Source organism: Nostoc sp. DedQUE05 (assembly GCF_034530955.1).
Taxonomy (GTDB): Bacteria; Cyanobacteriota; Cyanobacteriia; order Cyanobacteriales; family Nostocaceae; genus Nostoc.
Genome location: NZ_JAVRCB010000008.1, coordinates 155187 through 181276, shown reverse-complemented (window position 1 = coordinate 181276; position 26090 = coordinate 155187). Strand labels below are relative to the sequence as shown.

Sequence of the window (26090 nt, the reverse complement as noted above, 5' to 3'; positions counted from 1 at the left end):
TTCAGGGGAGGATGGGGAGCAGGGGAGCAGGGGAGCAGGGGAGCAGGGGAGCAGAGGGAGAATAACTCCTAACTCAGCACTCATTACTCATAACTCATAACTCATAACTCATAACTCCTAACGCCCCATGCCCAATGCCCTTCATCTCTACTTAACTGGAATAACTTCAAACTGGAAAGTACCGATCAAACGGTTATCAATATAGACTTCTATTCTATGCTTACCAACTGGATCGCCAGGGGCAATTGTCCAAAAATTCTCAATTACACCTTCTGAAGCCGACTGCGTGCGTCGTGTTACAGATGTCTTGCCGTCTGCTGATATTGAAAAATCTTCACCATTATCTGTACCCCAAGTTTCTGGAGGTTTTGGTAAATATAAGACTTCACGCCATTTCACTTCACCTTGGTAGTTTTTGAGTTGAATCCGCCACCCGTAGGTATTTCCTTCCTGAAGTGGCACTCTTTTTGTCTGGAAAATGGTAACGTTTCCTTTGGAGTCAACTCTCTTCAGACCAAACTCGGTGTTACTGACAGTAATCTGTTTTGCATTCGTTGACGGCAGAGATGATATGGCATTTTCTACCAAAACAGAAGTAGCGTTGATTGGCTTAGAACCGATGACCCCAGATATTAGCCAAAAAACAGCTAGCACAGCAGTAATAGTCCAAATTCTCATTAGTATGGTTTTCCTATCAGACTTTTGGTACTTATTCAAGTAATCTGCCATGTTTTCCGGGTCAAGGTTAGCGATGGTTAGACAAAGACGAAATTGCTTTCAGAAATTTGGCGGATTTAATCAACCTACTGACTTTGGTCAACATCCAATTTAAAATCAGTAAATCATAATCTTGGCGAAAGGCAAACCATTGCGCCGTCGTTTTTCCATCTGCGCTCGCATCTACTCCATACCCATTCCTCACCGTTTTACTCTACAAGACACTTCACGGACGGGATAGTGTGGCATGGATATAGTATTCTAAATCCTGAATTCAGAATTCTGACTCCTTCTTTATTTCCCCCTTTTCTAATCACACTTTGCACATGAGATACCAAGTTGGCGGTAGCCTCCACAGTGACGATCCCACTTATGTTGTGCGTCAAGCAGACGAAAAACTTTATACCAGTTTAAAAGGTGGCGATTTTTGCTACGTCTTCAACTCTCGCCAAATGGGTAAATCATCCCTACTACAGCGAATAAGTCGTCGTCTCAAGTCAGAAGGCTATAAATGTGTTTACTTAGACGTGACGCAATTGGGTAGCGAGGATACCACATCAGCACAATGGTATAAAGGAATCATTGTCAGCATATTCTACGGGTTAAATCTGGCGGAACACGTCAACTTTAAGCAATGGTGGAATATGCAAGCAGGTCTTTCTCCTGTACAAAAGCTACACCAGTTTGTTGAAGAAATATTGCTGCCAAATGTTAAGAGCGATTCTGAAGAAGGCGGCGAAGCTAAAGGCATTTTCATTTTAATTGATGAAATCGATAGTTTGCTGAGTTTGAATTTTCCGGTCAATGATTTTTTTGCCTGGATTCGTCATTGCTACAATCAGCAAGCACACGACCCAAATTTTCAACGCCTGGGATTTGCATTGTTTGGAGTCGCCAGTCCATCTGATTTAATTGCTGACAAACGTCGGACACCTTTTAACATTGGAACAGCTATTGAGTTATACGGCTTTCGATTGCATGAAGCTAGCCCATTGCTAAATGGGTTAAAAGGAGCAATTGAGCGACCAGAAGTTGTGCTGCAAGAGGTGATCTATTGGACAGGGGGACAACCGTTTCTCACTCAAAAACTCTGTCAATTAATTCTCCAAACTGCCTTAAAGACATCAGAGCGGAAAATTTTCCTACCCCCAAAAACTGAGGCCTATTGGGTAGAAGAATTGGTGCGATCGCAGATTATCCAACACTGGGAATCACAAGATGAACCCGAACACCTGCGCACGATTCGCGATCGCTTACTTTTCAACCAACAACAAAGTGGACGGTTGCTGAGTCTTTATCAGCAGGTATTGCAAACCCAGGAAATAGAGGACGAGGGGAAATGGGGATGGGAGGACGCAAATAATGAAGACACTAGCGACTCTTGGCGTTCCCAGTCTTTGCGTCCTTTTTTATCTCCCGTGGCTACCGATGATAGCCGAGAACAGACAGAGCTTTTACTATCAGGATTGGTCGAGAAGTACAACGGCTATCTCAGAATTAAAAATCCCATCTATCGGCATATTTTCAATACTGAATGGGTGTTAAAGCAGTTAGACAATCTGCGCCCTTATTCACAGCCATTCAATGCTTGGGTAGCATCGAGCTTTCAAGATGAGTCACGCCTGCTGCGGGGTAATGCCTTACAAGAGGTTTTGGACTGGACTCAGCGTAAAAGTCTCAGTGATTTGGACTATCGATTTTTAGCAGCTAGCCAAGAATTGGAACGTCGGGAAGTCCAGCAAAAAATGGAAGTAGAACGACTCAAAGAAACTGAAGCGCGATTAGCGAGCGAACAAAAAAGCGCTCGGCTTCAGCGACGACTCCTATTAGGGGTAAGTTTGGCCTTACTAGCAGTTATTGTCTTGGGGTTCACAACACTCTACGCCGATCGACAAGCATCACTGAGTGAGGTACGAGCGATCGCAGCTGCTTCCAATGGTAGTTTTAATTCCAATCAACGCTTAGATGCACTGGTACAAGCAATCCGAGCCAGACAGGAATTCCAACGGCTCGATCTGCAAAATTTGGCAGATGCCAATGCTCTGGATCTCCAAACCCGCAAAGTATTAGAACAAGCTGTCTACGGTGCTGATGAATTCAATCACTTGTCGGGGCATCAAGGGATTGTCTTAGGCGTTGATTTTAGCGCTGATGGTCAGTGGATTGTCTCATCTAGCATCGATCGCACAGTCAAGCTATGGAAGCGGGATGGAACACTGGTGAGAACGCTACCACATACTGCAACCATACAAAGCGTCCGCTTCAGCCCGGATAGCCGCCGGATAGTCGCTGCCGGCATTGATGGCACTATCCGTCTTTGGACGATCGATGGTAAATTGTCAACCATCTTCAAAGGGCATAAATCTGCGGTGTGGCGAGTTGCCTTTAGCCCAGATGGACAAACGATCGCTTCTGCCAGTGGCGATTTTAGCGTCAAGCTTTGGCAACTAAATGGCACTTTAATCAGAACTCTTAAACATCAGCGTGGTGTGTGGGGAATTGCCTTCAGCCCCGATGGTCAAACTCTCGCTTCTTCTATGGTAGGCGGCAAGAATCAGCTTTGGCGATTGGATGGAACGCTGCTCAAAACATTTACAGCCGGAAGCGCAACTATTTGGAGTGTTGCTTTTAGCCCCGATGGACAAACTTTAGTGTCTGGCGGTGCAGATAAGATGGTGCGACTGTGGAATCGAGAAGGCACTCTCCTGAGAACTTTTAAAGGGCATACTGCTGAAATATTTGGTGTAGCCTTTAGCCCTGATGGGCAGACTATTGCTTCCGGCGGTTCTGATAAAACCGTTAAACTCTGGCGAATAGATGGTACTTTATTAAGAACTTTGCAGGGGCATACCTCAAATATTCAAACCATCGCCTTCAGTCCTGATGGAGAAACTCTTGCCTCTGCCAGTCACGACAACACCATCAAACTCTGGAGAGTCCATTCACCCTTAATAAAGCTACTCAATGGCCATCAAGAAATGGTCTGGCGGGTGGCATTTAGCCCTGATGGGCAACGGCTAGCTTCCGTTGCTGGCAAAGAAGTCAAACTCTGGAGACGCGATGGTTCTCTCGTCAAAACCATTGTTGAAGAAGATTCTCGAATGCTTAGTCTCGACTTTAGCCCCGATGGTCGAACTTTAGCGATCGTTGGTTCTAAGGGTGTTGTAAGACTGTGGCAATTAGACAGCAATCAGCGAACCATTCTGGAAGGGCCAGGTATCGGTCTTTTGGGTGTTAGCTACAGTCCTGATGGCAACCGATTAGTGACTGTGGGTTTTGATTACAAGCTGAGACTCTGGCAACGCGGCTCCAATGGAGAGTTTCAACTCCAGCAAATTATTCAGGCGCATACAGGGCGAATTTGGGACATTGTTTATAGTCCAGATGGGCAGTTTATCGCCTCTGCTAGTGCTGATGGCACTATCAAACTGTGGACTTCAAAAAATAGCGAACGCCTATTAGAGAAACCCGATCGCACCTTAGAAGGGCATAAGAGTGAAGTTTTTGGGGTTGCCATTAGCCCGAATAGTCAATTGATTGCCTCTACAGGTGGGGATGGTAGTCTGCGACTTTGGAAACGTGATGGCACTCTGGTGAGGAGCTTTGATGGTAAAAGTATTGGCTTAACCAGGGTAGCATTCAGTCCAGATGGTCAAATGCTAGCAGCCGCAAGTTTTGACAATACGATCAAAGTCTGGAAAATTGATGGTACTTTACTCGTCACCCTGAATGGACATACTTCTAATGTGAGCAGTGTTGCCTTTAGCCCTGATGGTAAAACCTTTGCCTCTGGCGGAGATGACCAACTTGTAATTCTGTGGGATTTAGAAGAAATTCTCCATCTCAACCTACTGAAATACAGTTGTGATTGGGTACGGGATTATTTAAAGACTAATATAACAGTAGAAAAGAGCGATCGCTCTCTTTGCAATTACAGTCTTTTTCATTGATTTGAAGCATAATCCCTTGTTAAGGCGGCTCAATACCTGTGAATGAAATTCTCAAGCTGCCCTTGCGGTCAGAATTTCTAAATCTTGAAGCAATTCCAACAACCAAAACTCGTTTAATATAATCACTGACGAAATTTGCACGGCAATTTAATTTGAACAATTAGTTTATTTAGCAGAATCTTTGATTAACAATAATTAAAAAACATCAAAAATTCTATGCTTAAACTACTCAGATACATTAGTATTTTTCTCATTACTGCCTGTTTACTACTTGCTTGTAATACTTCAGTACCAACTGAAGTAAAACGCCCTCCATTGAAAGTGATATTTGGATCTTTTGTTGGAGAGCTTCCAGGCATCATTGCTCAAAAAAAAGGATTCTTCAAAGCCCAAGGGGTAGATGTGGAACTAATTCATACACAATACGCCCAATTGGAACAAGCAAACTTCAATGCGGGTAAGTATGATGGGATTACGTCGTCCTTGGGAAATTTTATCATCTTGAGTGCCGCAAATCCAGATATACAAGGCGCGATCGTTATAGATGAATCAATAGGAGCAGATGTGGTAGTAGCCCAATCAAAAATTAAAACTGTAGCTGACTTGAAAGGGAAAAAGCTGGGTGCAAATCTAGGCGGTTTTAGCGAAGTTTTCGTGACTGAAATGTTGAAAACTGCCAATTTAACTAGTGATGATGTGAACTTAGTTCAATTAGAGGCTTCAGAAATTCCTCAACGCCTGAAAAATAATACTATTCAAGCCGGACACACTTGGCAACCCTATCTCTCTGAAACGATAAAATTAGGGGGAAATATCCTATTTACTAGCAAACAAACCCCTGGCTTTATTTTAGATTTGATTATCTTTCGTGGTGAGACAATCCGCGATCGCCCCGAAGACATTCGTGCATTTGTGCAGGGATGGCTGCAAGCTTCGACCTACTGGAAAGCAAATGTTGAGGAAGGAAAAGCGATCGTCAGCAAAGCGTTAAAAATTCCGATAAATACTCTCTCTCTAGAGGGAATAAACCTAACTGATTTAGGTGAAAATCAAAAATATTTTCAATCTGATAACCCTAAGTCCATTGACAAAACTGCCAAGATATATGCAGACTTTTTTATTCGCTCTGGAAACATTACGCGTATTCCTGAGCTAAAAAGTTTGTTCAATTCTTCCTTCTTGAATCCCCCCTAGTTTGAAGCTATGCAGCACTCCTTTTTGGGCGGCATCCGTACAAAGTTGATCGCTTCGTTTCTCGTTGTTGCTTTGATTCCGTTGCTGTTATTGGCATTTATCAACAAACAGACAACTGAAAAAGCACTAACTGACAACGCCCGACAAGCCCTATCTGCGGCGGCTAACGAAACCGCTAACAGAATAGATGCCTTTATTGATGGAAATCTCAATGCCGTGCGTGTAGAGGCGATTTTACCAGGTTTGGCACGCTACCTCAGCCTAACTCCAAAACAGCGAGACGGTAGCCCCGAAATGCAATTGGCGACAGAAACGTTAATGCGTCTCAGTCGCAAAGATATGCTCAATATTCTCTCTTATGCTTTGCTCGACTTAAACGGGAAAAATGTATTGGATACACGTACACTGAATATTGGCAAAGATGAATCAGTTCAAGATTATTTTAAAAAACCGCTACAAACTGGTTTCTCTTTTGTTTCTAGCATGAAGCGATCGCCGACAATTCCCGATCTTATTACCCTATTTTTTAGTAGTCCGGTTCGCAATGCCAAGGGAGATATATTGGGTATATTGCGTGTTTCATATAATGCGACTGTTGTTCAGCAGTTAGTAACTCGACAAACCGAACGGGCTGGGGAAAAATCTTTTGCAATTCTTTTAGATGACAATAATATTTATCTCGCACATAGCACCGCACCAGAATTGCTTTTTAAATCAATTGTGCCTCTACCTGATAATGTTGTAACTCAACTGCAACAGGAAGGTCGTTTGCCTAATTCTTCTTTCAAAGAATTGGCAACTAATGAATCCAAACTTAAACAAGCATTGGATAATAAACAGTCGTATTTAATTGCATCCTTGTCAGCAACAGGCGATCGCGTTAATCTAATTGCGATCGCTCGTTTGCAATATAAACCTTGGTCTGTGTTGTTTGCCCGACCCCTTGCCGTTGCTTTAGCACCTGTAGAAAAGCAAATTCGTAACACAATTTTTCTATTTGCATTTATCGCTGGAGTAGTAACAATCATCGCTTTTGCTATTGGACAAGTGCTAACAAAGCCAATAATTCACCTTACCAATATAGTTTTCCAGTTTACCGCGGGTAACTTAGATATCCGTGCCAAAAATAAATCAAAAGACGAAATAGGTCAACTGTCAAAATCGTTTAACAACATGGCACTTCAGTTACAAACATCTTTGGAAACTTTAGAACAACGGGTACAGGAGAGAACAGCAGAGTTAGCCATTGCTAAAGACAAAGCCGAAGTCGCAAATCAAGCTAAAAGTTTATTTATTGCGAATATGAGTCATGAGTTGCGATCGCCCCTCAATGCTATTCTAGGTTTTTCTCAGTTAATGTTACGCGCGAAAAACTTGCCTACCGAGCATTATGAAAATGCCGGGATAATTTATCACAGTGGTGATTATTTACTAACGCTCATCAATAATATTCTCGATTTATCAAAAATAGAGGTGGGTAAAACTACTCTTAATCCTAGAGATTTCGATCTATATCGCTTGCTAGATGACTTAGAAGATATGCTACATTTACAGGCAAGCAATCAAGGCTTAAATTTAATATTTCAACGTAGTGAAAATGTCCCATGTTATATTTGCACAGATGAGTTAAAACTCCGGCAAGTATTAATTAATTTGATTACTAATGCCATTAAGTTTACTCAAAAAGGAACAATTAGTTTAACAGTAAATAATACTAGTGAAGAAATTACAGATATTTTAACTCTTGATTTTGAAGTCTGTGATACAGGAGTGGGAATTGCAGCCGCAGAATTACCCAAACTTTTTAATGCTTTTTCTCAAGCCCAAGCTGGAAAAGAATCTCAAGAAGGAACGGGTTTAGGTTTAGCAATTAGTCACAAGTTTATTCAGTTAATGGGAGGAGATATTTTTGTTGAAAGTAAATTAGGAGTTGGGACAACTTTTAAATTTTATATTCAAGCAAAGTTAGGTCAACCAACCAATAACAATACTTTAGAAGTACATCCAAAAGTATTAGAACTTGCACCAGGGCAACCTATATATAAACTCTTAATAGTAGATGATAAACCTATTAATCGCCAATTATTAATTAAACTCTTACAACCGTTAGGGTTTGAGATGAAAGAAGCTAGGAATGGCAAAGAAGCGATCGCTATTTGGAATGAATGGGAACCCCACCTGATTTGGATGGATATGCGAATGCCTGTCATGGACGGTTACGAAGCTACAAAATATATCAAGTCCACTACCAAGGGGAATGCTACAGCTATAATTGCTCTGACAGCAAGTGTTTTAGAAGAAGAAAAAGCGATCGTTCTTTCAGCCGGATGTGATGACTTTCTCCGCAAACCTTTTGCAGAACATACAATTTTTGACACACTAGCCAAACATCTGGGTGTCAAATACATATTTGCTGAAAATAATTATTCAAATTTGGAATATACAGAAAAAAATACTTTAACATCCCAAAATCTAATATGTATGTCTCAAGAATGGATTAATCAATTCTATGAAGCTGCATTAGAAGCAAATACTAATCGTGTCATAGAATTAATTAGAGATATTCCTAAAACAGAAACTTTTTTAATTCAATCTTTAACAAAACTTGCTCGTCAATTTGAATTTGAGGAATTAGTTGATTTAGCCGAACCCCTGAGAAGCAATGAATCTTAATTCTGATAAAGAAAATAAAGGTAATATTCTCCTAGTAGATGACAATCCCAAAAATTTACATTTATTAAGTGATTCTCTGGTCAAACTCGGCTATATTGTTCGCAGTGTCACAAGTGGACGGATGGCACTAAAAACAGTAAAGGCAAAGCGACCAGACATCATTCTTTTAGATATTAAGATGCCAGAAATGGATGGCTATCAAGTTTGTAGAACTTTAAAAGCCGATGAAGTTTTACGCACCATTCCTGTTATTTTTATTAGTGCTTTGGATGATGTCTTCGATAAAGTGATAGCCTTTGAGTCAGGGGGCATAGACTACATCACTAAACCCTTTCAGATGGAAGAAGTTGTAGCGCGTCTAGAAAATCAGTTAACCATTCAACGCCAGCAACGGCTTCTAGAACAAGAAAATATTAAGCGTAGGGAAACAGAAGAAATACTGTATCAGTCTAGGGCAATGCTAGCCAGTATTTTGAATAGTTCGCTAGATGGTATTGCCGCTATGCAAGCTGTCCGCAACCCTGTAACTGGAGACATTGAAGATTTTCGTTGCTTAGTTATCAATCCTGTTATTGCTAAAGCTTTCGGAAGCAAATGTGAAGAGATAATCGGCAAATTAGTACTCAAAAAACTTTTAGCTCATCTAGAACCAGAACTCTTCAATCACTTCGTTAATCTTGTCAAAACAGGGGAAGCTTTCAAGCGAGATTTTTATCATCCATTAGGGAATTCTTGCTGGTATCACTTTGTTGCAGTCAAACTAGATGATGGTTTTGCTATTACCATATGCGACATCACTGGACGAAAACAAATTGAATTGGCTCTCCAAGATGCAAATCAGAAACTAGAACAACTGGCAAATTTAGATGGCTTGACTCAGGTGGCTAACCGTCGTTGCTTTGATGCACGACTCAAAGCAGAATGGAGACGCCTTGCACGAGAACAACAACCCTTGTCACTGATTATGTTTGATGTTGATAAATTCAAACTTTACAACGATTACTATGGTCATCTTGCTGGCGATGATTGTCTAATGAGGATAGCGCAAACAGTGCAACAAACAATTCATCGTCCTGCGGATTTAGTGGCACGTTACGGTGGAGAAGAATTTTTGGTACTCTTGCCCAATACTGACTTAGCGGGAGCGATTAAAGTAGGGCAAAGTATTCAGCAAGCAATTCATGCTCTGGCTATTCCCCATGTACAGTCTGATGTCAAGAATATTATCACCGTTAGTTTAGGAATTACCTCTCGCATACCTATTTGGAACATCAGGCCAGACACACTCATTGCTTCAGCAGATAAAGCACTGTACGATGCCAAACAAAATGGGCGCGATCGCTATTGTAATGATTGAAAGATTTTTATGACAATACCTTCATTTCCAGCATTATTACATCAGTAACAATCACATCTAGCTTTTCTTCTAAAATAACCCAGGGTCTATTATTTCAATGCTGAATCTACCATGCCTGAATACTACATTATGCCATTCCTCGTCACCCATCTCGTCGTTATAGTGTAGGTAGCCATCGCGGAATGCACAAACACTTTTAGGTTCAAGAAGCAACAGTTTCCAAAATGCCTTGGCAATACGTTCATAAATCTCAGTTGATGAACCATCTGGATTAAAACGTAGTCCAGCACGAAGATTGTAATCTTCACAGATAAATGGGTATGCTATCCAGTCTCCATTTGACCCTAGCTCACAAGCCATGAACATTTGCTCTATGAGTGCATACTTGTAGTCTGGAATAGACAAGCTGATCAAAATATTAGAACCAAATATGGCTGGAATTCTAGCCCGTACCCACACTGCATTAGCTGATTCTCCAAATAGATCCTGGCATCTCTGTAAAATACTTGGAGGTTGTCCCTCAATGTAGTCTGAAAGAGGAAACATTGGATCTTCTCCAACCCTCTGATATGAGATAATTTCTAGTTCGCTACCCAAGTCACCTAATAGCGCAATAAAAACAAACCCACCATGCTGGGCACATTCCCCAAGAATCTGATGAAACCATCCATGTTTGATAACAATGGAAACCATCAATCGAACTACTTATTTAATATTAAGAGTTTTGTCATTATTTATACTAAATTACAAGTACGTTGCAACGCTTGCTGAAGTAAAGATTGATATTCTTCATCTCCAACCCGATAAGCGCCAAACCTCTCCAAATGGGGATTCATCATTTGGGCATCAAAAAATACAAATTTCCTCTGACGCAATCTTTCCACCAACTTAACCATCGCCACCTTTGAGCCTTCGGGAATGCGGTAAAACATCGACTCGCCAATAAAAGCCCCACCAATCACAATCCCTAAAATTCCTCCAGCTAATTCGTCACCTTGCCAAGTTTCAAAACTATAAGCATAACCACTCTGGTAAAGTAGCCAGTAAATCTTTTCTAATTCCGGTGAAATCCAGGTTGTCTCTCTATCAGCACAGCCAGCCACCACAGCTTGGAAGTCCCGATTAATCGCCACAGTAAACCGCTCTTGATTCAGAACACGCTGCAAAGACTTGGGGTAACGAAACCGTTCATCCAAAGGAATAAAAGTCCGATCGCGACTTCCGTACCAACTCAGGCGATCGCGCTCATCAGCCATGAGAAAATAGCCTTGTGCATAGCCCTCAACAATAGCCGCGATATCATATTGCATAAATAAATATAAAAAAACACTCCTAGAAACGCAATTTGATGCTAAAAAATCAACCTCAGCGTTCCTCTGCGTTTCCCCTTGCGTCCCTCTGCGTTTAAAAAAAGATGACTCAACCAATTCCACCCATCACCCTACCACCGCCCGAAAACCCCCTACTCGAAGGTGAATGGTTACGAGAACGCTTACAACGGTGGCTAGATACAGAATTTATCCCCGAAGCAGTAAACCAAAATATTGCCCAACGAGCCGCACAGATTTTTGTGCGTCAACGGATGGAAGGAGAAAATGACCTTGGTTCTCTGGTAATTGCCATTGTCACAGAGATGCAGTCCTATGATTTTTCCAATAGCTTCTATGGAGAGTTTGCGATCGCCAACGCCGTCAGCGATCTACTCTTAGAAAGTCTGGGAATTGATAAGTGTTGTGGGCAATAAGAGTTAGGAGTTAGGAGTTAGAAGTTAGGAGTTAGGTTTGTCTCAATTAATAACTCATCACTCATAACTCATCACTCATAACTTTTTACCAACTAGACTTAACAACTCCAGGTAAAAGACCTTCATGCGCCCATTCTCGTAGTACGTTCCGAGACAACCCAAAATCGCGGTAAACTCCTCTAGAACGACCAGTCAACCAGCAACGGTTGCGGTGGCGGGTGGGCGCACTGTTCCGGGGTAGCTGTTGAATCTTCCGGTGGATTTCTAGTTTATCCAAAGGAGATGCTGCACTTCTGAACTCTTCTAAAAGAGTTTCCCGCTTGTCAGCATACTTTTCGATCAACTTGGTGCGCTTTTTCTCGCGCTCAATCATGCTCTTTTTTGCCATATATTCTCTAACTTATTTGAAGACACCGTTTTCCATTCTACAGTCTCTCCATCAATTCTGGGGTTACTTGTGTCGCTTATCCTACAACCACTGGCTTATTTGCAGCCGGACATAAATCGGCAAGCTCGCAAGCAACGCAGACGGGAGAGCGGGCTTTACAAATAGCACGACCGTGATAAACCAGCCGAATTGACCAATTTTCCCAATCAGGCTGAGGCAATAAACCCATTAAATCTTGCTCAATCCGAATGGGGTCTGTATGTTCAGTTAAACCCAAGCGTTCGCACAGGCGCTTAACGTGAGTATCTACTGTCACGCCAGCATTAATGCCATAACCATGAGCTAGGACTACATTTGCTGTCTTGCGCGCCACACCTGGAAGCTTTAATAATTGCTCCATTTGGTTGGGGACAACAGAGTTAAACTCAGTGACAATCATCCGACAGGCGGCTTGAATGTTCTTGGCTTTATTGCGATAAAACCCTGTTGAACGCACCAAACTTTCTAATTCTACCAAATCAGCGATCGCTAAACTTTCTGCATCAGGAAACCGAGCAAATAAAGCTGGTGTTACTTTATTCACCCGCTCATCAGTACACTGAGCAGAGAGAATCGTTGCCACCAACAATTGTACTGGCGTTGAGTAGTTCAAAGAGCAAGTAGCATCTGGATAAAGACGCTTCAGCCGAGCTAAAATTTCTATCGCCCGTTGCTTTTTAGATAACGATTTGCAGGTAATGCTTACTGGAACAATTTTTGTACCCATTCCAATTGGCTAGTTAATTGGGTAGTTTCTTTGACGATCAGAAAAATTCCTAAGCCTAAGAGTAACACCAAACCGGTTTGCATTACACTTTCTTGAATGCGGGCGGGTACAGGCTTACCGCGTAAACCTTCAATTAGCAGGAAAGCGAGTTGTCCGCCATCCAGAGCTGGTAAAGGCAAAATATTGATAATAGCCAAGTTAATGCTGATAATTGCCGCAAAAGACAACAGATTTACAGTATTGTCCTCAGCTAATTTCGCACCAATTTTGACAATATTAACTGGCCCAGAAACTTGTCCAGCAGTTTGTTGAAAATTGGTAATTAACTGACCAAAACCGCTTAGTGTACCAACAAATAATTGTTGAAATCTATTAGCAGCAAGACCAAAAATTTCAAAAGGACTATTAGGACGGCGATAAATTGCTGTAGCATTTGGACTAAGTGCCACACCAACTACGCCTTTGCCATCGGCTCCCAATTTCGGAGTTAATTTCAGGGTTTGTTGTTGGTTTTCACGTTGAATTTTCAGTTCGATTTGCTGATTGGGATGAGTTTGAATTTCTTTAGTCAGCAAAGGAGTTGATTTATCAGAAGCTAGGAGTTCCTGACCGTTAACAGCCAGAATAATATCTCCTTCCCGAATTCCTGCTTGGTAGGCAACAGATTCTTGATTAACAGGCTGGACAACTACACCAGCTTGATAGGTTAATTCCTTGGGAATGCCGACAATACCCAATTGCAGAGCCAACACCAAGTAGGCAAATATTAAATTGGCGATTACTCCAGCACTGATGACAATCGCCCGGTCTAAAACTGGACGGTTACGCAGCAGATTTGGGTCATTGGGTGGAACATCGCTATCGGGGTCATCATCGGGAAAGCCCACAAAACCGCCCAAAGGAAAGGCGCGGACAGCATATTCGGTTTGTGAACCTTGGTACTTCAAAAGAACCGGGCCAAAACCCAAAGAAAAACGGTTAACGAGAATGCCTTGAGAACGTGCTGCAACAAAATGCCCCAACTCGTGTACCAAGATCAAAACAGCCAAGACTGCGATCGCTGCTAAAACTGACATAGAGTAAATTGTGAAGATATTAAGCTATAGTTATCTCCATTCTAATTGGGCATTGGGCATTGGGCATGGGGCATAGCTCATTGGTAAAAGACAAATGACAAATGACCAATGACCAATGACAAATTACAAAACTTCACGCCCTAAGAAAGCTTGCAGCGCTTCTGGTATCTTCACCGTCCCATCAGATTGTTGATAATTCTCCAAAATTGCTGCCATCGTCCTTCCTACCGCCAAACCCGAACCATTGAGGGTATGTACGAACTGAGTTCCTTTCTTACCCGCCTCTTTGAAGCGAATATCAGCCCGTCGTGCCTGGAAATCTATAGTATTGGAACAGCTAGAAATTTCGCGGTATTTGCCAGAAGAGGGCAACCAAACCTCTAAATCATAAGTTTTAGTAGAGGCAAATCCTAAATCCCCAGTACTTAAATTTACTACTCGGTAAGGCAATCGCAACGCCTGTAAAATTGCTTCTGCATTCCCTACCAATTTTTCCAGTTCATCAAAAGACGTACTGGGTTCGACAAACTTCACCATTTCTACTTTGTTAAATTGATGCAGGCGAATTAATCCCCGCATATCGCGCCCATAACTACCAGCTTCGCGGCGAAAACAGGGAGTAAAAGCACAGTGGTAAATAGGCAAATCTTCAGCAGCGAGAATTTCACCCCGATAAAGATTTGTAACTGGAACTTCAGCTGTCGGAATCAGCCATAAGTCATCATCAGCGCATTTAAAGCTTTCTTCCGCAAACTTGGGTAACTGACCGGTCGCCGTCAAAGACTCAGTATTAACTAACAGTGGCGGACTGACTTCCACATACCCAGCTTGAGTATGGAGAGACAGCATAAATTGAATTAATGCCCTCTCCAATCCTGCACCAGCGCCTATTAATGTCACAAAGCGACTTTGGGCAACTTTTACAGCTCGTTCAACATTGAGAATACCCAGCTTTTCGCCAATTTCCCAGTGAGGGAGAAGATTCGGATTTTGAGGAATGTACTCATCACCCCAACGGCGTACTTCTACGTTATCTTCCTCATTCTTTCCAAGGGGTGTAGAGTCGCTTGGCAAGTTGGGAAGTGCTAACACAAGTTGAGCAATTTCAGCTTTGAGGTCTTTTTCTTGGGGTTCGAGTTGACTCAACGTCGCTTTGACAGAGTTACCTTCATCCCGCAAAGCTTGAATTTCTGGGTCTTGAGGATTGATCCCAGATTTTATCTTCTGGCCGACAATTTTACCAATTTCGTTGCTCCGAGCTTGGAGTTGACTGCGCGTCCCCTCAAGTTCCCGTTGTTGCCGATCTAACAGTAATATCGGTTCGATGTCGTATTTACCACTACGACTATTCAATCGTTCTTGAACTAATTGGGGATTTTCCCGTATTTGCTTGATATCCAGCACAGATTTTTCTCAGTTTTTAGCCTATTATCTACCTGCCAACACATCAGCATATACTGATTTTGGCTTTGTGTGAGCAGAAAAGCAAGCATTTAAATTTAGTATTATTCTGATTTTCTAGATTCCTGAGTGTTTGCAGGTGAGGCTAGCCAGTAGGCAAGTACGCCTGATAAACCACTCCAGTAAACTGCCTGGTTTTAGCTATTATCGCGTTCCAGAAAGATTAGGGAACTACATAATCCAATCATCAATGTGCTAAAAAGTACTTGTATACTAAACTTCCATATTTCTAGTTTTTCCATAGTGTCAGACCTTCAATAAAAATTAATTCACCTTGATAACGGTTCTAATATCACTCTTTAGATGGGTGCTAACGTAAGAAACTGGTATTATTCTTCACACAGTAATTTAATAATTTCGGAAAAGTACAATCAACATATTTGAATTATTGCCATACAACTTTTGAAAAAGAGGAGAAAAGAAGTCAAAAGAATTGCTGATTTTTGACTATTACCTTTTCTTCTGACTCCCTTTTCTACGGTCGGTTAATGCGATTGAGTAACCAAAGTGACGCCACCAGCCCTGCAAAGTGGGCTGAGACAGTGTTGGTGTTTGCCTGTACTACAAGCATATCTAGACCGCTAATAATCCGGGTAGGGTCAAAAAATTGGGTAGTTATCGCTTGCGGAGATATGGATCGTGCTACCAGTGTTCCAACGATCGCTTGCGCTCCCAAAAGAGTCACTAGCGTTCCTCCTAAATTCACCCACACACCTAAGCGTAATACTTGCACAGTCTCGCTTTTCCGAGGGCGGTTGCTGGGATTGGAGGATTCCAATTGCTTGCCAATTCTCGTGTAACGGTAAGCTAAATAAATCCCCCCACCTAAAACAACCAGTCCACAAATTGCTAAAAATACGCCAAAGCCAGTCCCAGGATTATTACTAGGACTGCCAGTTCTTTGATTAAAGATGGCGAACAGCAGCACAATTATGCTAGAAACAACGCCTAGTACTAGCTGAATCCAGAAGCTAATCCAACCTGTAAGGCGAAAAGTTTGGGCAATTGCCCTAAGAGTTGAGGAAGATGATGGGGCATCGGGAGTTTGTGACATAGCGATCGCTAATATGCTGGGTGCTTGATAAAGGAAGGCGAAGAGGAGAGGACGAAGGGAGTTTAGCGCCTTCTTTGATAAATTTACTATCACACTTGTCAAATAAGACAAGAAATTCTGCGATCGAGGAAATCAGAAATGATTACTGTTTAAGTATGTCTACCGACGTAGCAGTTCGATCTCAGATATATCCCTTAGCTTAAGATTTTAGAATTTGCATTGGGAAAATCACTGTAAAACAAAGTGTTTATTAAGCTTTACAGACAAAATAGCATTTTACCTGTAAAATTTCTTCGATGGCATTTTATTGCTTAAGCAGCTCGGCATCAGTTAACACCAAGATACTGAGTCTCTCACTGTCTGTTCGCTCCTCACCACACCGTATCGAGCTTGAGTGGGGGTACATTGTTTTGTGCCCCTAAAACTCGCAAACTCGCCCCACAACTTCACAGGCGTGGGTAATTGTTTAATGTTTACGCAATAAATATCTAGTCTAAGTAGCTTTATATGTATTACTCGCGTAGTAGTAGCACTGTATACTAGCTACAAGGATTGTAGACTTTACCCTAAGGCATTTTTTTTAGCCATTCACTAACCATGAAACTTGAGGATATATATCAATTTTTTGAGAATCCTCCGCCAACTTACCTTTGTCAAGAACTAGCAGTTTGTTACATACTGTCTGTTTTATTACAAGGTGAATCCTACGGAACCGAGTTGATTGAGCAATTAGAAACTGAGTATCCCGTCTATCGGCTTTCAGATACCGTACTTTATAGTGCAATCAAATTTCTAGAAGACCAAAAGGCAATCACTGGATATTGGAAGAAACTCGAAGGACGGGGGCGCCCCAGGCGGATGTACCAAGTTTCTCCTGAATGGCAAGTTCAAGCTCAGGATTTAGCTTTTCAATGGCTTGACTACATCAACGGGAGGAAAAAGTAACGAATCATTGATAATGAATAAGTCTCCTCCAGTCAAACACTAACAATTAGTTATGGATACTGCTATTCTGCCATCTACCTTCCTGCTAACCTTGTTGTTATCGGTTGGGCTGTTTTTCTTTATTCGTGCCTCGACTAAAGACCGCACAGAAATAGCCCACCTAGTATCTGAGCAAGATGAAGCTGTTTTAATGTCTCAATTAAAAGAGTATTTTCGATCGCGGTCTTACCGAGTGGCAACGGTAAACCGAGAACAAAATCAGGTAATTTTTGAAGGTAATGTTCGTCCCAGCTGGTTCTTAGCCATATTTCTAACTTTCCTAGCAGCGACTGGCATTGTTTGTCTATCTCTGGTGACATCCCTGCTTTTTCCTAGCCTGAGTACCCTTGTTCTGGCGATGGTACTGCTGTCGCCTTTAAGTGGTTTATTTTATTGGAAAAAATCTGGAAGACTTGAGAAGGTATCGCTCAAAGTAGAAACAACTCAGAGCGAACAAACCTCCTCAAGTAAGATTGCTGTAGTTGCCCATCGAGATGAACTCAGCGAGTTGCAGAGGACTCTACAGCTCAAGCCTGGGAAATAATTGTTGATTGTTGCGACCATCTCTTAACTATGATATGCAGACTTCTGACCTAACCTACTATGCAGGCAATGGAAAGTAGTCAGGAGAAAATCAAGACTGCTGCTTTGTCAGTTTTCCCCACGACCAAAGTCGTGGGGAAAAAATTTAAATTCATTAACTTAAATTCATTGACAGAGCAAGCTTTAACCATCTACGGCATAAGAGCGCAACTTCACTCTTCTTTTTAGACGCGCTTGGCTCTATACCCACTCCCTTTTGCATCATCAAATTAGTATCAATCCATGCAATCTAGCATGGTTTGAAACAGCTTCACTTTCCAACTACCTGGACTAGATTTCCTGGCAAATCAGCTACAAACTAAAAAAAAATTAAATTTTGCATAAACTTAGCAATTTTGCCAGTTAATAATAGTCAGGAGCCACATTCAATGCCCAAGATGACCATCTATGGTTCAACGACTAGCTAAAGCAAGAGGTTCTTGACCTGGTGAAGGTTCCAACACCCTCAAACTAGGAAACAAGAAATGGTTTTCCTCTACGTATTGAGCACCAAACAGTCCCTTTTCTGCCCAGAAATAACGATCTGTAGTGTGTTCATTTCGCTTTACAAGTAGCAACGCTGGTGGCAAAATCCCTTCAGCTTGAATGAATCTTCTCGCTGCTGTTACTGGCTTTTCTTCGCCACTTTCGATGCTATATTGAGGCACGTGTTCCAAAATACGCCGTCCTTCCTGACGACGACGACTCTTCCTTTTGCGTCTCCTTGCCAATATACTGTCCTCCTCTTTCAAGCTATAGATTGTAGTGATAGCTACAAAATCCGTCGTCATTATATAGGTTCTAGTTCAGAATATCAATAGTTTTTAACCTTTTAATATAAGAAAGTTAATATCTTTGAAACATCAAGAAAATAAAATCACCTAAGAATATAATTCCTTAGTACAAACCATCTCTTTTGAAGATTTTAGTTAAGCTTGATGAAATGAGTGAGGTAAAAATTAAGTATCCTCTCTTACATCATGCCTCAAAATCTATAATCTTGAGCAAAAGCTAAAAAATGTTAATGTCTGCCAGTTCTGATTTTCTTGCTTTGTGTCGAGAGCAAATAGCGCTACTAACCCAAGGGCTAGGAGCAACTTTAAGTATTGTGTACTTAACACAAGAATTGGTAGATACTCCTTCTGGCGATGCCAAACTGATTCCTGTGGTGATTTACCCGGAAACAGCATTATTGCTGCCAGGAGAGGAAACTATTGAAGCGACGGCATACAAGCAACTTCAACTTGGAAAGGCGTTTATATTACCCAATCAACAGGGAAGGTTATTGACAGCAGGTTCAGAATCTCCAACTTCGTCACGGGAGTCTGAGATACCAGATACGTCTCAACCCGATCTCAAAGAGGAATACCTACTTAGTGGCAACCAAATTGTTTTACCTTTGATTTATGAGGGTGTGATGATGGGGTTATTAGTGACAGGTAGGAAAGACCGGGTATGGAATGAACACGAACAAAGTCAGATTCAACGGATAGCCCAAACATTAGCGATCGCTTGTATTTTAGATCAGCGGCGAGCATGGTTTGAGCAACAGTTGCGCGAGCAACAAATTCTCCAAGAAAAACAGCGAGATTTGCTGGATAATCTATTGCATCAGTTTCGTAACCCATTAACGGCGTTACGGACTTTTGGCAAACTCCTATTGAAACGACTACGACCAGCAGATGTTAACCGGGATGTGGCAAATAGTATTGTCAGAGAAAGCGATCGCCTCCAAGAATTGCTGCAACAATTCGATCAAGTAATTGATTTGACAGAGGCAGATTTAGCACCACTACATCTCCCTGAAGAAGTATTTGTAGAAGCAACTATCCAAAAAGATGCTAAACCTCCGTTATTATTACCAGGAACGGGAGATAAAGCAGTTGACTGCTCCCTAGCAGATATATTAGAACCATTATTAATATCAGCCAAAGCGATCGCCCAAGAGCGAAAGCTAAAACTAATAACTGAAATTCAAGAGAATTCATCCCTAGTACGTGCCAATGTCAAAGCATTACGAGAGGTGTTAACTAATATTATTGATAATGCTTTGAAATACACTCCCACTGGTGGCAAAATTTTGATTCAGGCGGGGCAAGAAAAAGCTAATTTTCAGGGAATAGTTATTAGTGATAACGGGCCCGGCATTCCACCCCAGGATTTAGAACATCTTGGAGAACGGCATTATCGCGGAGTACAAGCGCAAACAGAAATCCCTGGCACAGGTTTGGGGTTAGCGATCGCTAAACAATTAATAGAGCAAATGCAGGGTGAAATTGAGGTTTTCAGCCCTGCAATCAACTCTAAATTCACTTCACCCAATGCGCCAGGAACTACATTTATTATTTGGTTGCCGGAAGTTGAGAATTAGTTTTGAGCCTTGGACAATAATGTTTTCACTGAACCGCAGTTGTAGCGATCGCGTCGAGATGTGCGATCGTTTGCGGTGAAAGTTGCAGATTTGCCGCTTTGGTGTTTTCGTGCAGATGACTAATGGATGACGTTCCGGGAATTAACAGGATGTTCGGCGATCTCTGAAGCAGCCATGCCAAGGCGACCTGCATCGGTGTGGCTCCAAGTGATGCTGCGACAGCATCGAGGGCTGAGGATTGCAACGGATTGAATCCACCTAGCGGGAAGAACGGCACATAAGCAATTCCCTGCTTCGCGAGGTCGTCAATGAAAGCGTCATCTTCTCGGTGCGCTACGTTGTAGTGATTCTGCACGCAGACGATTTCTGCGATCGTTTGCGCCTCTGCCAACTGCGTAGGTGTGACATTGCTCAAACCGAGGTGACGAATTAATCCCTGCTCCTTAAGTTCGGCTAAGGTCGTTAGCGGCTCTGCAAGAGAACCCTCCGATGGCCCATGAACGTCACCCATCAAGCGGAGATTGACAACATCGATCGCATCGAGTCCGAGATTACGCAGATTGTCGTGAATCGCTTCGGTTAGTTCCTGCGGCGACATCGCGGGAACCCACGATCCATCTTCAGGACGACGCGCTCCCACCTTAGTGACGATCGCTAAATCTTCCGGGTAGGGATGCAGTGCTTGTCGGATAATTTGATTCGTGATGTGAGGCCCATAGAAGTCGCTGGTATCGATATGATTAATGCCAAGTGCGATCGCTTCGCGCAAAACAGCAACGGCTGCATCCACATCTCGCGGCGCACCCATTACATTCGGGCCCGCGAGTTGCATGGCACCATAACCTATGCGCTTCACTGTTATTGAAGTGTTCGGCAGCGTAAAATTCCCACCAAGGTTCGTTTGCTCAGACATATTGCTACTTTCTCCAAGAATTTTTTAGTGATTTAACGACAGCAATTTTGTAGAGTCCATTTCTCATTGATGTCGCTGCGTGCGATCGCAGCCCTCTCTTGGCGATCGATAGATTTCTATCGCTTGTCATTGTTCGTTGCGGCTTGCGAATATTTGCTCATACTCACCGTTCCTTTCGGCAAATCGTAGTGCTTTGACACGATTAACAAGGATTTCGCCGTGGGGCGGGTTGGGAGTGCTGAGAATCTGCATCACTTCAGCAATAAAGTCAGCCAGTGGCATTGCGGCAGGATCGGTCGCCTGACTAGCCCCACCAAGTTCCGTCTGTACATAGGGTGGGGCAAGTTCAAGAACCTCCACGGAGGTTTCTTGAAGCTGAACGCGGAGCGACTGCAACCAAGAGTGCAGAAAAGCCTTGCTCGCGCAATAAGTCGGATATGGACTGATGGGAACGAAAGCCAAGCCAGAGGTGGTGGTGATAATCGTTGAATGCGGTTGCTGTTTGAGAGTCGGGAGGAGTGCCGCCGTGAGGTGAAGTACACCGACAATATTAGTCTGAATCATAGACTGGATCGCAAAGAAATCGATCGGATCTGAGGTGAGGTCTTCCGTCTTAGCAATTCCGGCATTGTTGATTAGAACATTGAGTTTAGGGAACTGCTCTCGAATGCGGGACGCAAAGGCTTCGATGTCCGCCGGATCTTGAACGTCAAGTTGAATCCCGTGCATACCGGAGTGAGCCGCGGTGATTTCGTCGAGGAGATGTTGACGACGACCTGCGACGATCACTTGATTACCGCGTTGATAGAAAGCCTCGGCAAGCCCACGACCGATGCCGCTTGTACCGCCAGTGATGAGGATGGTGTTGTCCGTGAGATTCATAAGTATTTTTCCTGCAAAGATGTCAAAATTTGTTGAGAGTAAAGTTGTTGTCAAAGCTGAAAATTCAATCAGCGCTTATTCGCCGCTCACGCGCAACACGATTTTGCCCAGATAGTGCTGTTTCATCGCATCCTGCGCTTGTGCCGCCTCTGACAGCGCAAATGTCTGCGCGATGTGAACTTGAAACTCACCGATACCGATCAATTGGTTAAGTTCGTCTAACAACATCGGGTCGGCGAAGCCATTTGCCTTCTTGAGTTCCACACCGTCGGGCGCTTTGGGTTCGGGCATCACGCCGTTAGGAAAGGAGACGATCCCACCCTGGCGCACCAAACTCAGCGTGGATTGAACCTTGTCGCCGCCCACCAGCACCAGCGCCGCATCGAAACCATCGGGGGCAAAAGCGCGGGCGCGTTGGGCAATGTCGTCGCTGTGTCCGTCCACTGCTTCATCGGCACCCAATTGCTTGGACAGCTCTACGCCGTCTGCACCCGATACGATCGCAAAAACGTGTGCCCCCATACGTTTAGCCAGTTGCAGCGCCACGTGACCCACGCCACCACTCGCGCCCCATAGCATTAATATGGTTTCGCTGCCTATCCCCAGCGCCTGCAAATTGTTTAGCGCTGTGATACCAGCAATGGGTAGCCCGCCTGCCATCAGCATATCGAGACCATCGGGTATCGACGCGACCGTTTTTTCAGATACGACGACATATTGGGCATAGCTACCGCCCTTGTCATTCATGAAGCTCTGGGCGTAAACGCGATCGCCAATAGCAAAACGCTCAACGCCGTCGCCAATGGCAACAATCGTGCCTGCACATTCGCCACCCAGCACGCGCGGAAAGTGGACTTCGTTATACACCAGATCGCCTTCACGCTCCATTGCGTCCCAGATGCCAACTCCGGCAGTCTCGATGCGAATCAAAACTTCGCCTGCATCTACCATAGGCACGGGTAAGGTGTGCAAAGTCAGCTTGTCAGCATGACCGAACTCGTCCACAGCCATTGCTTGCATTTGTTGGGGAGTATTTTGCATAAATAGGTTCTCCTGCTTATTACTTCAGTTGTTATTGAGGAGTTCAAAGGCGTAAAACTTTTCAAAGTTTGTTTGGACAGATTGCCATTTCCTCCAAGAAGTTTTTAATTTTAGGAAAGAAATGCGGCATCGTTGTTCGGATTCTTTAAGGTCTTGCTTGAGATGCTTTCATCCTACGAATTCGATTCAGAGTTTCCAATGCCTAAAACTCTTCGATCCTTGCCTAATTCTCCAGCATGGATTGCTTGAAGACATTCTATAATCGTGTAGGGCATTGAATGAGTCGAGGCTTTACCATGACTTTCGTTATCCCCAATTCTGAGGTAGTTGCAGATCGATGCGAAGCGCTGGCGGCATTAGTGGAGCGGCACACCGAACCCAATAACAACCTTGTCTATCCAACTGCGATCGCACCATTGAGCTTTTCGCGATCGAATGCGTCATCTGCCATCATCTACCAGGATTATGAACCGCGTCTGGCCATTCTCGTTCAAGGCAAGAAAAACATAGTGCTGGGAGAGGAAACGTATCCCTATGAGATCGGGCAATGTCTTGTTGTCTCAGTCGATCTCCCCATCGGTGGGTGTATCGTTGAGGCGACAAGCGATCGGCCGTATTTAGGATTAAAGCTGACCCTAGATCCAATGCAACTTTGTGAAATGGCTGCTCAAATGAATTTTAGTTCAGCGAAGAAAGAGAACTCCGTCCGAGGCTTATTTGTGAGCAACGCCGATCCCACGTTGCTTGACTGTGCCCTTCGCCTCACTAAGCTCTTAGATACGCCACAGGATATTCCTATGCTGGCACCGATGATGATTCGGGAACTCTACTACCGTCTGCTGATCGGGGAACAAAGTGAAGCCGTGCGTCAAATTGCTACATCTGGTAGCAGTATGCAGCGAATTGCTGAAGCGATCAAACGGATTAAGTCTAAGTTTACTCAGCCGATGCGAGTCGAGGATTTAGCAAAGCAGGTAAGAATGTCTACTTCGTCGTTTCATCAGCACTTCAAGCAAGTGACCTCAATGAGTCCACTTCAATATCAAAAGCAGTTAAGACTGTTAGAAGCCCGTCGCCTGATGCTGACGGAAGATTGTGATGCAACCTCTGCTGCTTATCAGGTCGGGTACGAAAGTCCCTCACAGTTCAGCCGGGAATATTCCCGCCTATTCGGTGCGCCACCGATGCGAGACATTGAACGGTTACGAACGGCTTGACCGAATAATTACTAATTCGTAATTCGTAATTCGTAATTCGTAATTAATGGTACAAGCTTACGCTAATAAAAAACGGCGTAAAAAATTTGCTTAACTTAAATTTAGTTTCAGCAATTTTCTAAAAGATTTTAGTTTGATAAAAAACTAGCGTAAATACTAAATATATTAGTATTTACGCTATTCTTAAAATTCGGCTTTAGATGTACTAATGACTATCTTAATGAAACCAATAAGTTTTGATTGATGGTCATTTGTAAATCGGTATTTGGGTCAATGGCGATTAAGTCAACACTATTCTTCCCGAAGAACAGACCAACCAACGCACCGATACCAGCACCACCCAAGACTTCTTCTGTGGCAATGGCGCGATCGCCTGTGACGGCAGATACCGCAGTTGCCGCACCTGCGCCCAATACAGTATTCTTGATAATTGAACCAACACTAGTACCCTTCTTGACGGTTTCAGTTTTGGTAATCACTTCAGAACTAGCGTTAAGTTGATACTCTTGACCATTGGTCAAAACTAGTTTCTCAGCAACGAATTGAGAACCGCCTGTAGCAGGTTTGAGTTGACCAACAACTTGACTACCAGCAGGAATCACTACAGCTCCGTCTTGCGTCACCACGTTTTGGGATACTGTCAATGTCAAGGGCGATGTTTCATCCTTTGTAACGAGAATTTTTTCTGCCTTGTCATACTTCACAGGAATAGTAGTCCCTTGGGCAATTGTCACTGATGTAGGTGTTGGGGTAGTAGATCCGACAGCCACAACATAAGGTGAGTTAATTGCTGAGGCTTGATTAGAACTAACCAATGCTTGGTAGATAAAAGCTGCTACCTGGGCGCGAGTAGCGGTTGCAGTTGGATTCAGGAAGTTCACATTCGGATAGTTCACCACAATTTTCCTTTCAGTTGCTGCGGCGATCGGGCTACGGGCATAGCTAGCGATGTTAGAGGCATCGTTGAAGTATTGCAAAGTGCTTTCGGTATTACCGCTAGGAGTATATTCCAAACCGTTAGCAAGGGAAACTAAAACCTGTTCGCGGGGAATAGCTTGATTAGGTTCAAAGCGATTACCGGGATAACCAGATAAGAAACCAATGGTATAAGCTTGTTCAATTGCGCTGGATGCCCAATAGTTGCTAGGTACATCAGCAAAATTGATTGCTGGCCGTTGCTGTGCTTTTTGGAAAGCTTTGTTAACCATCGCGGCAAATTGAGCGCGTGTCACCGGTTCTTCAGGGCGGAAACTACCATCAGGAAATCCGGCAATTACACCTCGCTGAGATAATTGTTGAATAAATTGTGCTGCCCAATAGTTAGATGAAACATCAGAAAAAGTCGTTTGAGCTAAAGATGGTGAAGCTGTAATGAAAGGCGCTACAGTACCGACTGTGACGCTCAAAGCCATGAGTGCAGCTGTTCTAGATTGCCAACGATTTAAGTTAAACATTATTTTTTTGCTCCAGTTTTATTATTTTTTTTACTGTTAATTAGTTAGACATTTACTAAAGTACAAGGTTCCTAATTTTTCTGCTTTTTGTCAAAACCATTACTTTAGTCATGCAGTCATCATTAAATTCATTAAAACATCTATGCCAAACGAACTAGCTAATAGAAGTAATATCATCACACTATTCTCTATTAGCAGATTTCCAAAAATATAGATCCGGAGTGAGACGATCTAGAGAAAGAATAGTTGCTGTTGAGTAGAAAATT

General features: G+C 43.0%; 22 protein-coding genes. 9 read left to right on the top strand and 13 right to left on the bottom strand.

The window, feature by feature from the left end; translation table 11 throughout:
* Positions 1–147: 147 nt before the first annotated feature.
* The gene (locus tag RMZ42_RS08435; RefSeq protein WP_322670977.1) at positions 148–678 is read right to left on the bottom strand and encodes a hypothetical protein; all 531 of its coding nucleotides are present in this window, start codon (positions 676–678) and stop codon (positions 148–150) included.
* A 365-nt stretch (positions 679–1043) separates the two neighbouring features.
* On the opposite strand from RMZ42_RS08435, the gene RMZ42_RS08430 reads away from it, so the two are divergent.
* The 4 genes from RMZ42_RS08430 to RMZ42_RS08415 all read left to right on the top strand — a co-directional run bounded on the left by RMZ42_RS08430 (position 1044) and on the right by RMZ42_RS08415 (position 9891).
* Positions 1044–4667, top strand: a complete 3624-nt coding sequence (locus RMZ42_RS08430; protein WP_322670976.1) for an AAA-like domain-containing protein — start codon at positions 1044–1046, stop codon at positions 4665–4667.
* Between the two features lie 216 nt (positions 4668–4883).
* Positions 4884–5861: an ABC transporter substrate-binding protein gene (locus RMZ42_RS08425; RefSeq protein WP_322670975.1), complete on the top strand. Its 978-nt coding sequence runs from the start codon at positions 4884–4886 to the stop codon at positions 5859–5861.
* A gap of 9 nt (positions 5862–5870) precedes the next feature.
* Positions 5871–8534 (top strand): hybrid sensor histidine kinase/response regulator, encoded by a 2664-nt coding sequence (locus RMZ42_RS08420; protein WP_322670974.1) that lies wholly within the window; start codon positions 5871–5873, stop codon positions 8532–8534.
* The gene (locus RMZ42_RS08415) at positions 8524–9891 is read left to right on the top strand and encodes a diguanylate cyclase domain-containing protein (RefSeq protein WP_322670973.1); all 1368 of its coding nucleotides are present in this window, start codon (positions 8524–8526) and stop codon (positions 9889–9891) included. Before RMZ42_RS08420 ends, RMZ42_RS08415 begins: the two co-directional genes overlap by 11 nt.
* A 69-nt stretch (positions 9892–9960) precedes the next feature.
* Here RMZ42_RS08415 and RMZ42_RS08410 read toward each other — a convergent pair whose 3' ends face one another.
* Together RMZ42_RS08410 and aat are read right to left on the bottom strand one after the other, a co-directional pair.
* On the bottom strand, positions 9961–10584 hold the full coding sequence (locus RMZ42_RS08410; RefSeq protein WP_322670972.1) for a hypothetical protein: 624 nt from the start codon (positions 10582–10584) through the stop codon (positions 9961–9963).
* 41 nt (positions 10585–10625) lie between these two features.
* Positions 10626–11201, bottom strand: coding sequence for a leucyl/phenylalanyl-tRNA--protein transferase (aat, locus tag RMZ42_RS08405; protein ID WP_322670971.1), 576 nt, complete (start codon positions 11199–11201; stop codon positions 10626–10628).
* A gap of 104 nt (positions 11202–11305) precedes the next feature.
* Between aat and RMZ42_RS08400 the strand changes: the two genes are divergently transcribed.
* Positions 11306–11635 carry a hypothetical protein gene (locus RMZ42_RS08400; RefSeq protein WP_012410384.1) on the top strand — a complete coding sequence of 110 codons (330 nt, stop codon included), beginning with the start codon at positions 11306–11308 and terminating at the stop codon, positions 11633–11635.
* Positions 11636–11720: 85 nt separating this feature from the next.
* On the opposite strand, the gene rpsN is transcribed toward RMZ42_RS08400, so the two are convergent.
* From rpsN to RMZ42_RS08375, 5 genes are all read right to left on the bottom strand, one after another.
* Positions 11721–12023: a 30S ribosomal protein S14 gene (gene rpsN, locus RMZ42_RS08395; RefSeq protein WP_322670970.1), complete on the bottom strand. Its 303-nt coding sequence runs from the start codon at positions 12021–12023 to the stop codon at positions 11721–11723.
* Positions 12024–12099: 76 nt separating this feature from the next.
* Positions 12100–12789, bottom strand: a complete 690-nt coding sequence (gene nth / locus RMZ42_RS08390) for an endonuclease III (RefSeq protein WP_322670969.1) — start codon at positions 12787–12789, stop codon at positions 12100–12102.
* Complete coding sequence (gene rseP / locus RMZ42_RS08385; protein ID WP_322670968.1) at positions 12765–13865, bottom strand: RIP metalloprotease RseP; 1101 nt, start codon at positions 13863–13865, stop codon at positions 12765–12767. Before rseP ends, nth begins: the two co-directional genes overlap by 25 nt.
* 123 nt (positions 13866–13988) lie before the next feature.
* Entirely contained in the window at positions 13989–15269 is a 1281-nt protein-coding gene (gene serS / locus RMZ42_RS08380) for a serine--tRNA ligase (RefSeq protein ID WP_322670967.1), read from the bottom strand.
* Positions 15270–15801: 532 nt separating this feature from the next.
* On the bottom strand, positions 15802–16380 hold the full coding sequence (locus RMZ42_RS08375; protein ID WP_292730500.1) for a DUF3611 family protein: 579 nt from the start codon (positions 16378–16380) through the stop codon (positions 15802–15804).
* A gap of 597 nt (positions 16381–16977) precedes the next feature.
* On the opposite strand from RMZ42_RS08375, the gene RMZ42_RS08370 reads away from it, so the two are divergent.
* Together RMZ42_RS08370 and RMZ42_RS08365 are read left to right on the top strand one after the other, a co-directional pair.
* Entirely contained in the window at positions 16978–17325 is a 348-nt protein-coding gene (locus tag RMZ42_RS08370; RefSeq protein ID WP_289798053.1) for a PadR family transcriptional regulator, read from the top strand.
* A 52-nt stretch (positions 17326–17377) separates the two neighbouring features.
* A complete protein-coding gene (locus RMZ42_RS08365) occupies positions 17378–17908 on the top strand; it encodes a cofactor assembly of complex C subunit B (RefSeq protein WP_322670966.1) in 531 nt (176 codons plus the stop codon).
* Between the two features lie 451 nt (positions 17909–18359).
* On the opposite strand, the gene RMZ42_RS08360 is transcribed toward RMZ42_RS08365, so the two are convergent.
* A complete protein-coding gene (locus RMZ42_RS08360) occupies positions 18360–18677 on the bottom strand; it encodes a DUF3155 domain-containing protein (protein ID WP_041566316.1) in 318 nt (105 codons plus the stop codon).
* Between the two features lie 287 nt (positions 18678–18964).
* Here RMZ42_RS08360 and RMZ42_RS08355 point away from each other — a divergent pair, with 287 nt between their 5' ends.
* A complete protein-coding gene (locus RMZ42_RS08355) occupies positions 18965–20317 on the top strand; it encodes an ATP-binding protein (protein WP_322670965.1) in 1353 nt (450 codons plus the stop codon).
* 25 nt (positions 20318–20342) lie between these two features.
* Here the strand turns inward: RMZ42_RS08355 and RMZ42_RS08350 are convergent, their stop codons facing one another.
* The 3 genes from RMZ42_RS08350 to RMZ42_RS08340 form a co-directional block, all read right to left on the bottom strand.
* A complete protein-coding gene (locus RMZ42_RS08350; RefSeq protein ID WP_322670964.1) occupies positions 20343–21230 on the bottom strand; it encodes an aldo/keto reductase family oxidoreductase in 888 nt (295 codons plus the stop codon).
* Between the two features lie 126 nt (positions 21231–21356).
* Positions 21357–22112: an SDR family oxidoreductase gene (locus RMZ42_RS08345; protein WP_322670963.1), complete on the bottom strand. Its 756-nt coding sequence runs from the start codon at positions 22110–22112 to the stop codon at positions 21357–21359.
* A gap of 75 nt (positions 22113–22187) precedes the next feature.
* Entirely contained in the window at positions 22188–23153 is a 966-nt protein-coding gene (locus RMZ42_RS08340; protein ID WP_322670962.1) for an NADP-dependent oxidoreductase, read from the bottom strand.
* Between the two features lie 296 nt (positions 23154–23449).
* On the opposite strand from RMZ42_RS08340, the gene RMZ42_RS08335 reads away from it, so the two are divergent.
* Positions 23450–24370, top strand: coding sequence for an AraC family transcriptional regulator (locus tag RMZ42_RS08335; protein ID WP_322670961.1), 921 nt, complete (start codon positions 23450–23452; stop codon positions 24368–24370).
* A gap of 212 nt (positions 24371–24582) precedes the next feature.
* On the opposite strand, the gene RMZ42_RS08330 is transcribed toward RMZ42_RS08335, so the two are convergent.
* A complete protein-coding gene (locus RMZ42_RS08330) occupies positions 24583–25824 on the bottom strand; it encodes an S-layer homology domain-containing protein (RefSeq protein ID WP_322670960.1) in 1242 nt (413 codons plus the stop codon).
* Positions 25825–26090: the final 266 nt, after the last annotated feature.

Excerpts from the sequence above, each read along its gene's own strand:
- RMZ42_RS08435 (WP_322670977.1), bottom strand. The coding sequence starts at position 678 with ATGAGAATTTGGACTATTACTGCTGTGCTAGCTGTTTTTTGGCTAATA.
- RMZ42_RS08430 (WP_322670976.1), top strand. The coding sequence starts at position 1,044 with ATGAGATACCAAGTTGGCGGTAGCCTCCACAGTGACGATCCCACTTAT.
- RMZ42_RS08425 (WP_322670975.1), top strand. The coding sequence starts at position 4,884 with ATGCTTAAACTACTCAGATACATTAGTATTTTTCTCATTACTGCCTGT.
- RMZ42_RS08420 (WP_322670974.1), top strand. The coding sequence starts at position 5,871 with ATGCAGCACTCCTTTTTGGGCGGCATCCGTACAAAGTTGATCGCTTCG.
- RMZ42_RS08415 (WP_322670973.1), top strand. The coding sequence starts at position 8,524 with ATGAATCTTAATTCTGATAAAGAAAATAAAGGTAATATTCTCCTAGTA.
- RMZ42_RS08410 (WP_322670972.1), bottom strand. The coding sequence starts at position 10,584 with ATGGTTTCCATTGTTATCAAACATGGATGGTTTCATCAGATTCTTGGG.
- aat (WP_322670971.1), bottom strand. The coding sequence starts at position 11,201 with ATGCAATATGATATCGCGGCTATTGTTGAGGGCTATGCACAAGGCTAT.
- RMZ42_RS08400 (WP_012410384.1), top strand. The coding sequence starts at position 11,306 with ATGACTCAACCAATTCCACCCATCACCCTACCACCGCCCGAAAACCCC.
- rpsN (WP_322670970.1), bottom strand. The coding sequence starts at position 12,023 with ATGGCAAAAAAGAGCATGATTGAGCGCGAGAAAAAGCGCACCAAGTTG.
- nth (WP_322670969.1), bottom strand. The coding sequence starts at position 12,789 with ATGGGTACAAAAATTGTTCCAGTAAGCATTACCTGCAAATCGTTATCT.
- rseP (WP_322670968.1), bottom strand. The coding sequence starts at position 13,865 with ATGTCAGTTTTAGCAGCGATCGCAGTCTTGGCTGTTTTGATCTTGGTA.
- RMZ42_RS08375 (WP_292730500.1), bottom strand. The coding sequence starts at position 16,380 with ATGTCACAAACTCCCGATGCCCCATCATCTTCCTCAACTCTTAGGGCA.
- RMZ42_RS08370 (WP_289798053.1), top strand. The coding sequence starts at position 16,978 with ATGAAACTTGAGGATATATATCAATTTTTTGAGAATCCTCCGCCAACT.
- RMZ42_RS08365 (WP_322670966.1), top strand. The coding sequence starts at position 17,378 with ATGGATACTGCTATTCTGCCATCTACCTTCCTGCTAACCTTGTTGTTA.
- RMZ42_RS08355 (WP_322670965.1), top strand. The coding sequence starts at position 18,965 with ATGTTAATGTCTGCCAGTTCTGATTTTCTTGCTTTGTGTCGAGAGCAA.
- RMZ42_RS08350 (WP_322670964.1), bottom strand. The coding sequence starts at position 21,230 with ATGTCTGAGCAAACGAACCTTGGTGGGAATTTTACGCTGCCGAACACT.
- RMZ42_RS08345 (WP_322670963.1), bottom strand. The coding sequence starts at position 22,112 with ATGAATCTCACGGACAACACCATCCTCATCACTGGCGGTACAAGCGGC.
- RMZ42_RS08340 (WP_322670962.1), bottom strand. The coding sequence starts at position 23,153 with ATGCAAAATACTCCCCAACAAATGCAAGCAATGGCTGTGGACGAGTTC.
- RMZ42_RS08335 (WP_322670961.1), top strand. The coding sequence starts at position 23,450 with ATGACTTTCGTTATCCCCAATTCTGAGGTAGTTGCAGATCGATGCGAA.
- RMZ42_RS08330 (WP_322670960.1), bottom strand. The coding sequence starts at position 25,824 with ATGTTTAACTTAAATCGTTGGCAATCTAGAACAGCTGCACTCATGGCT.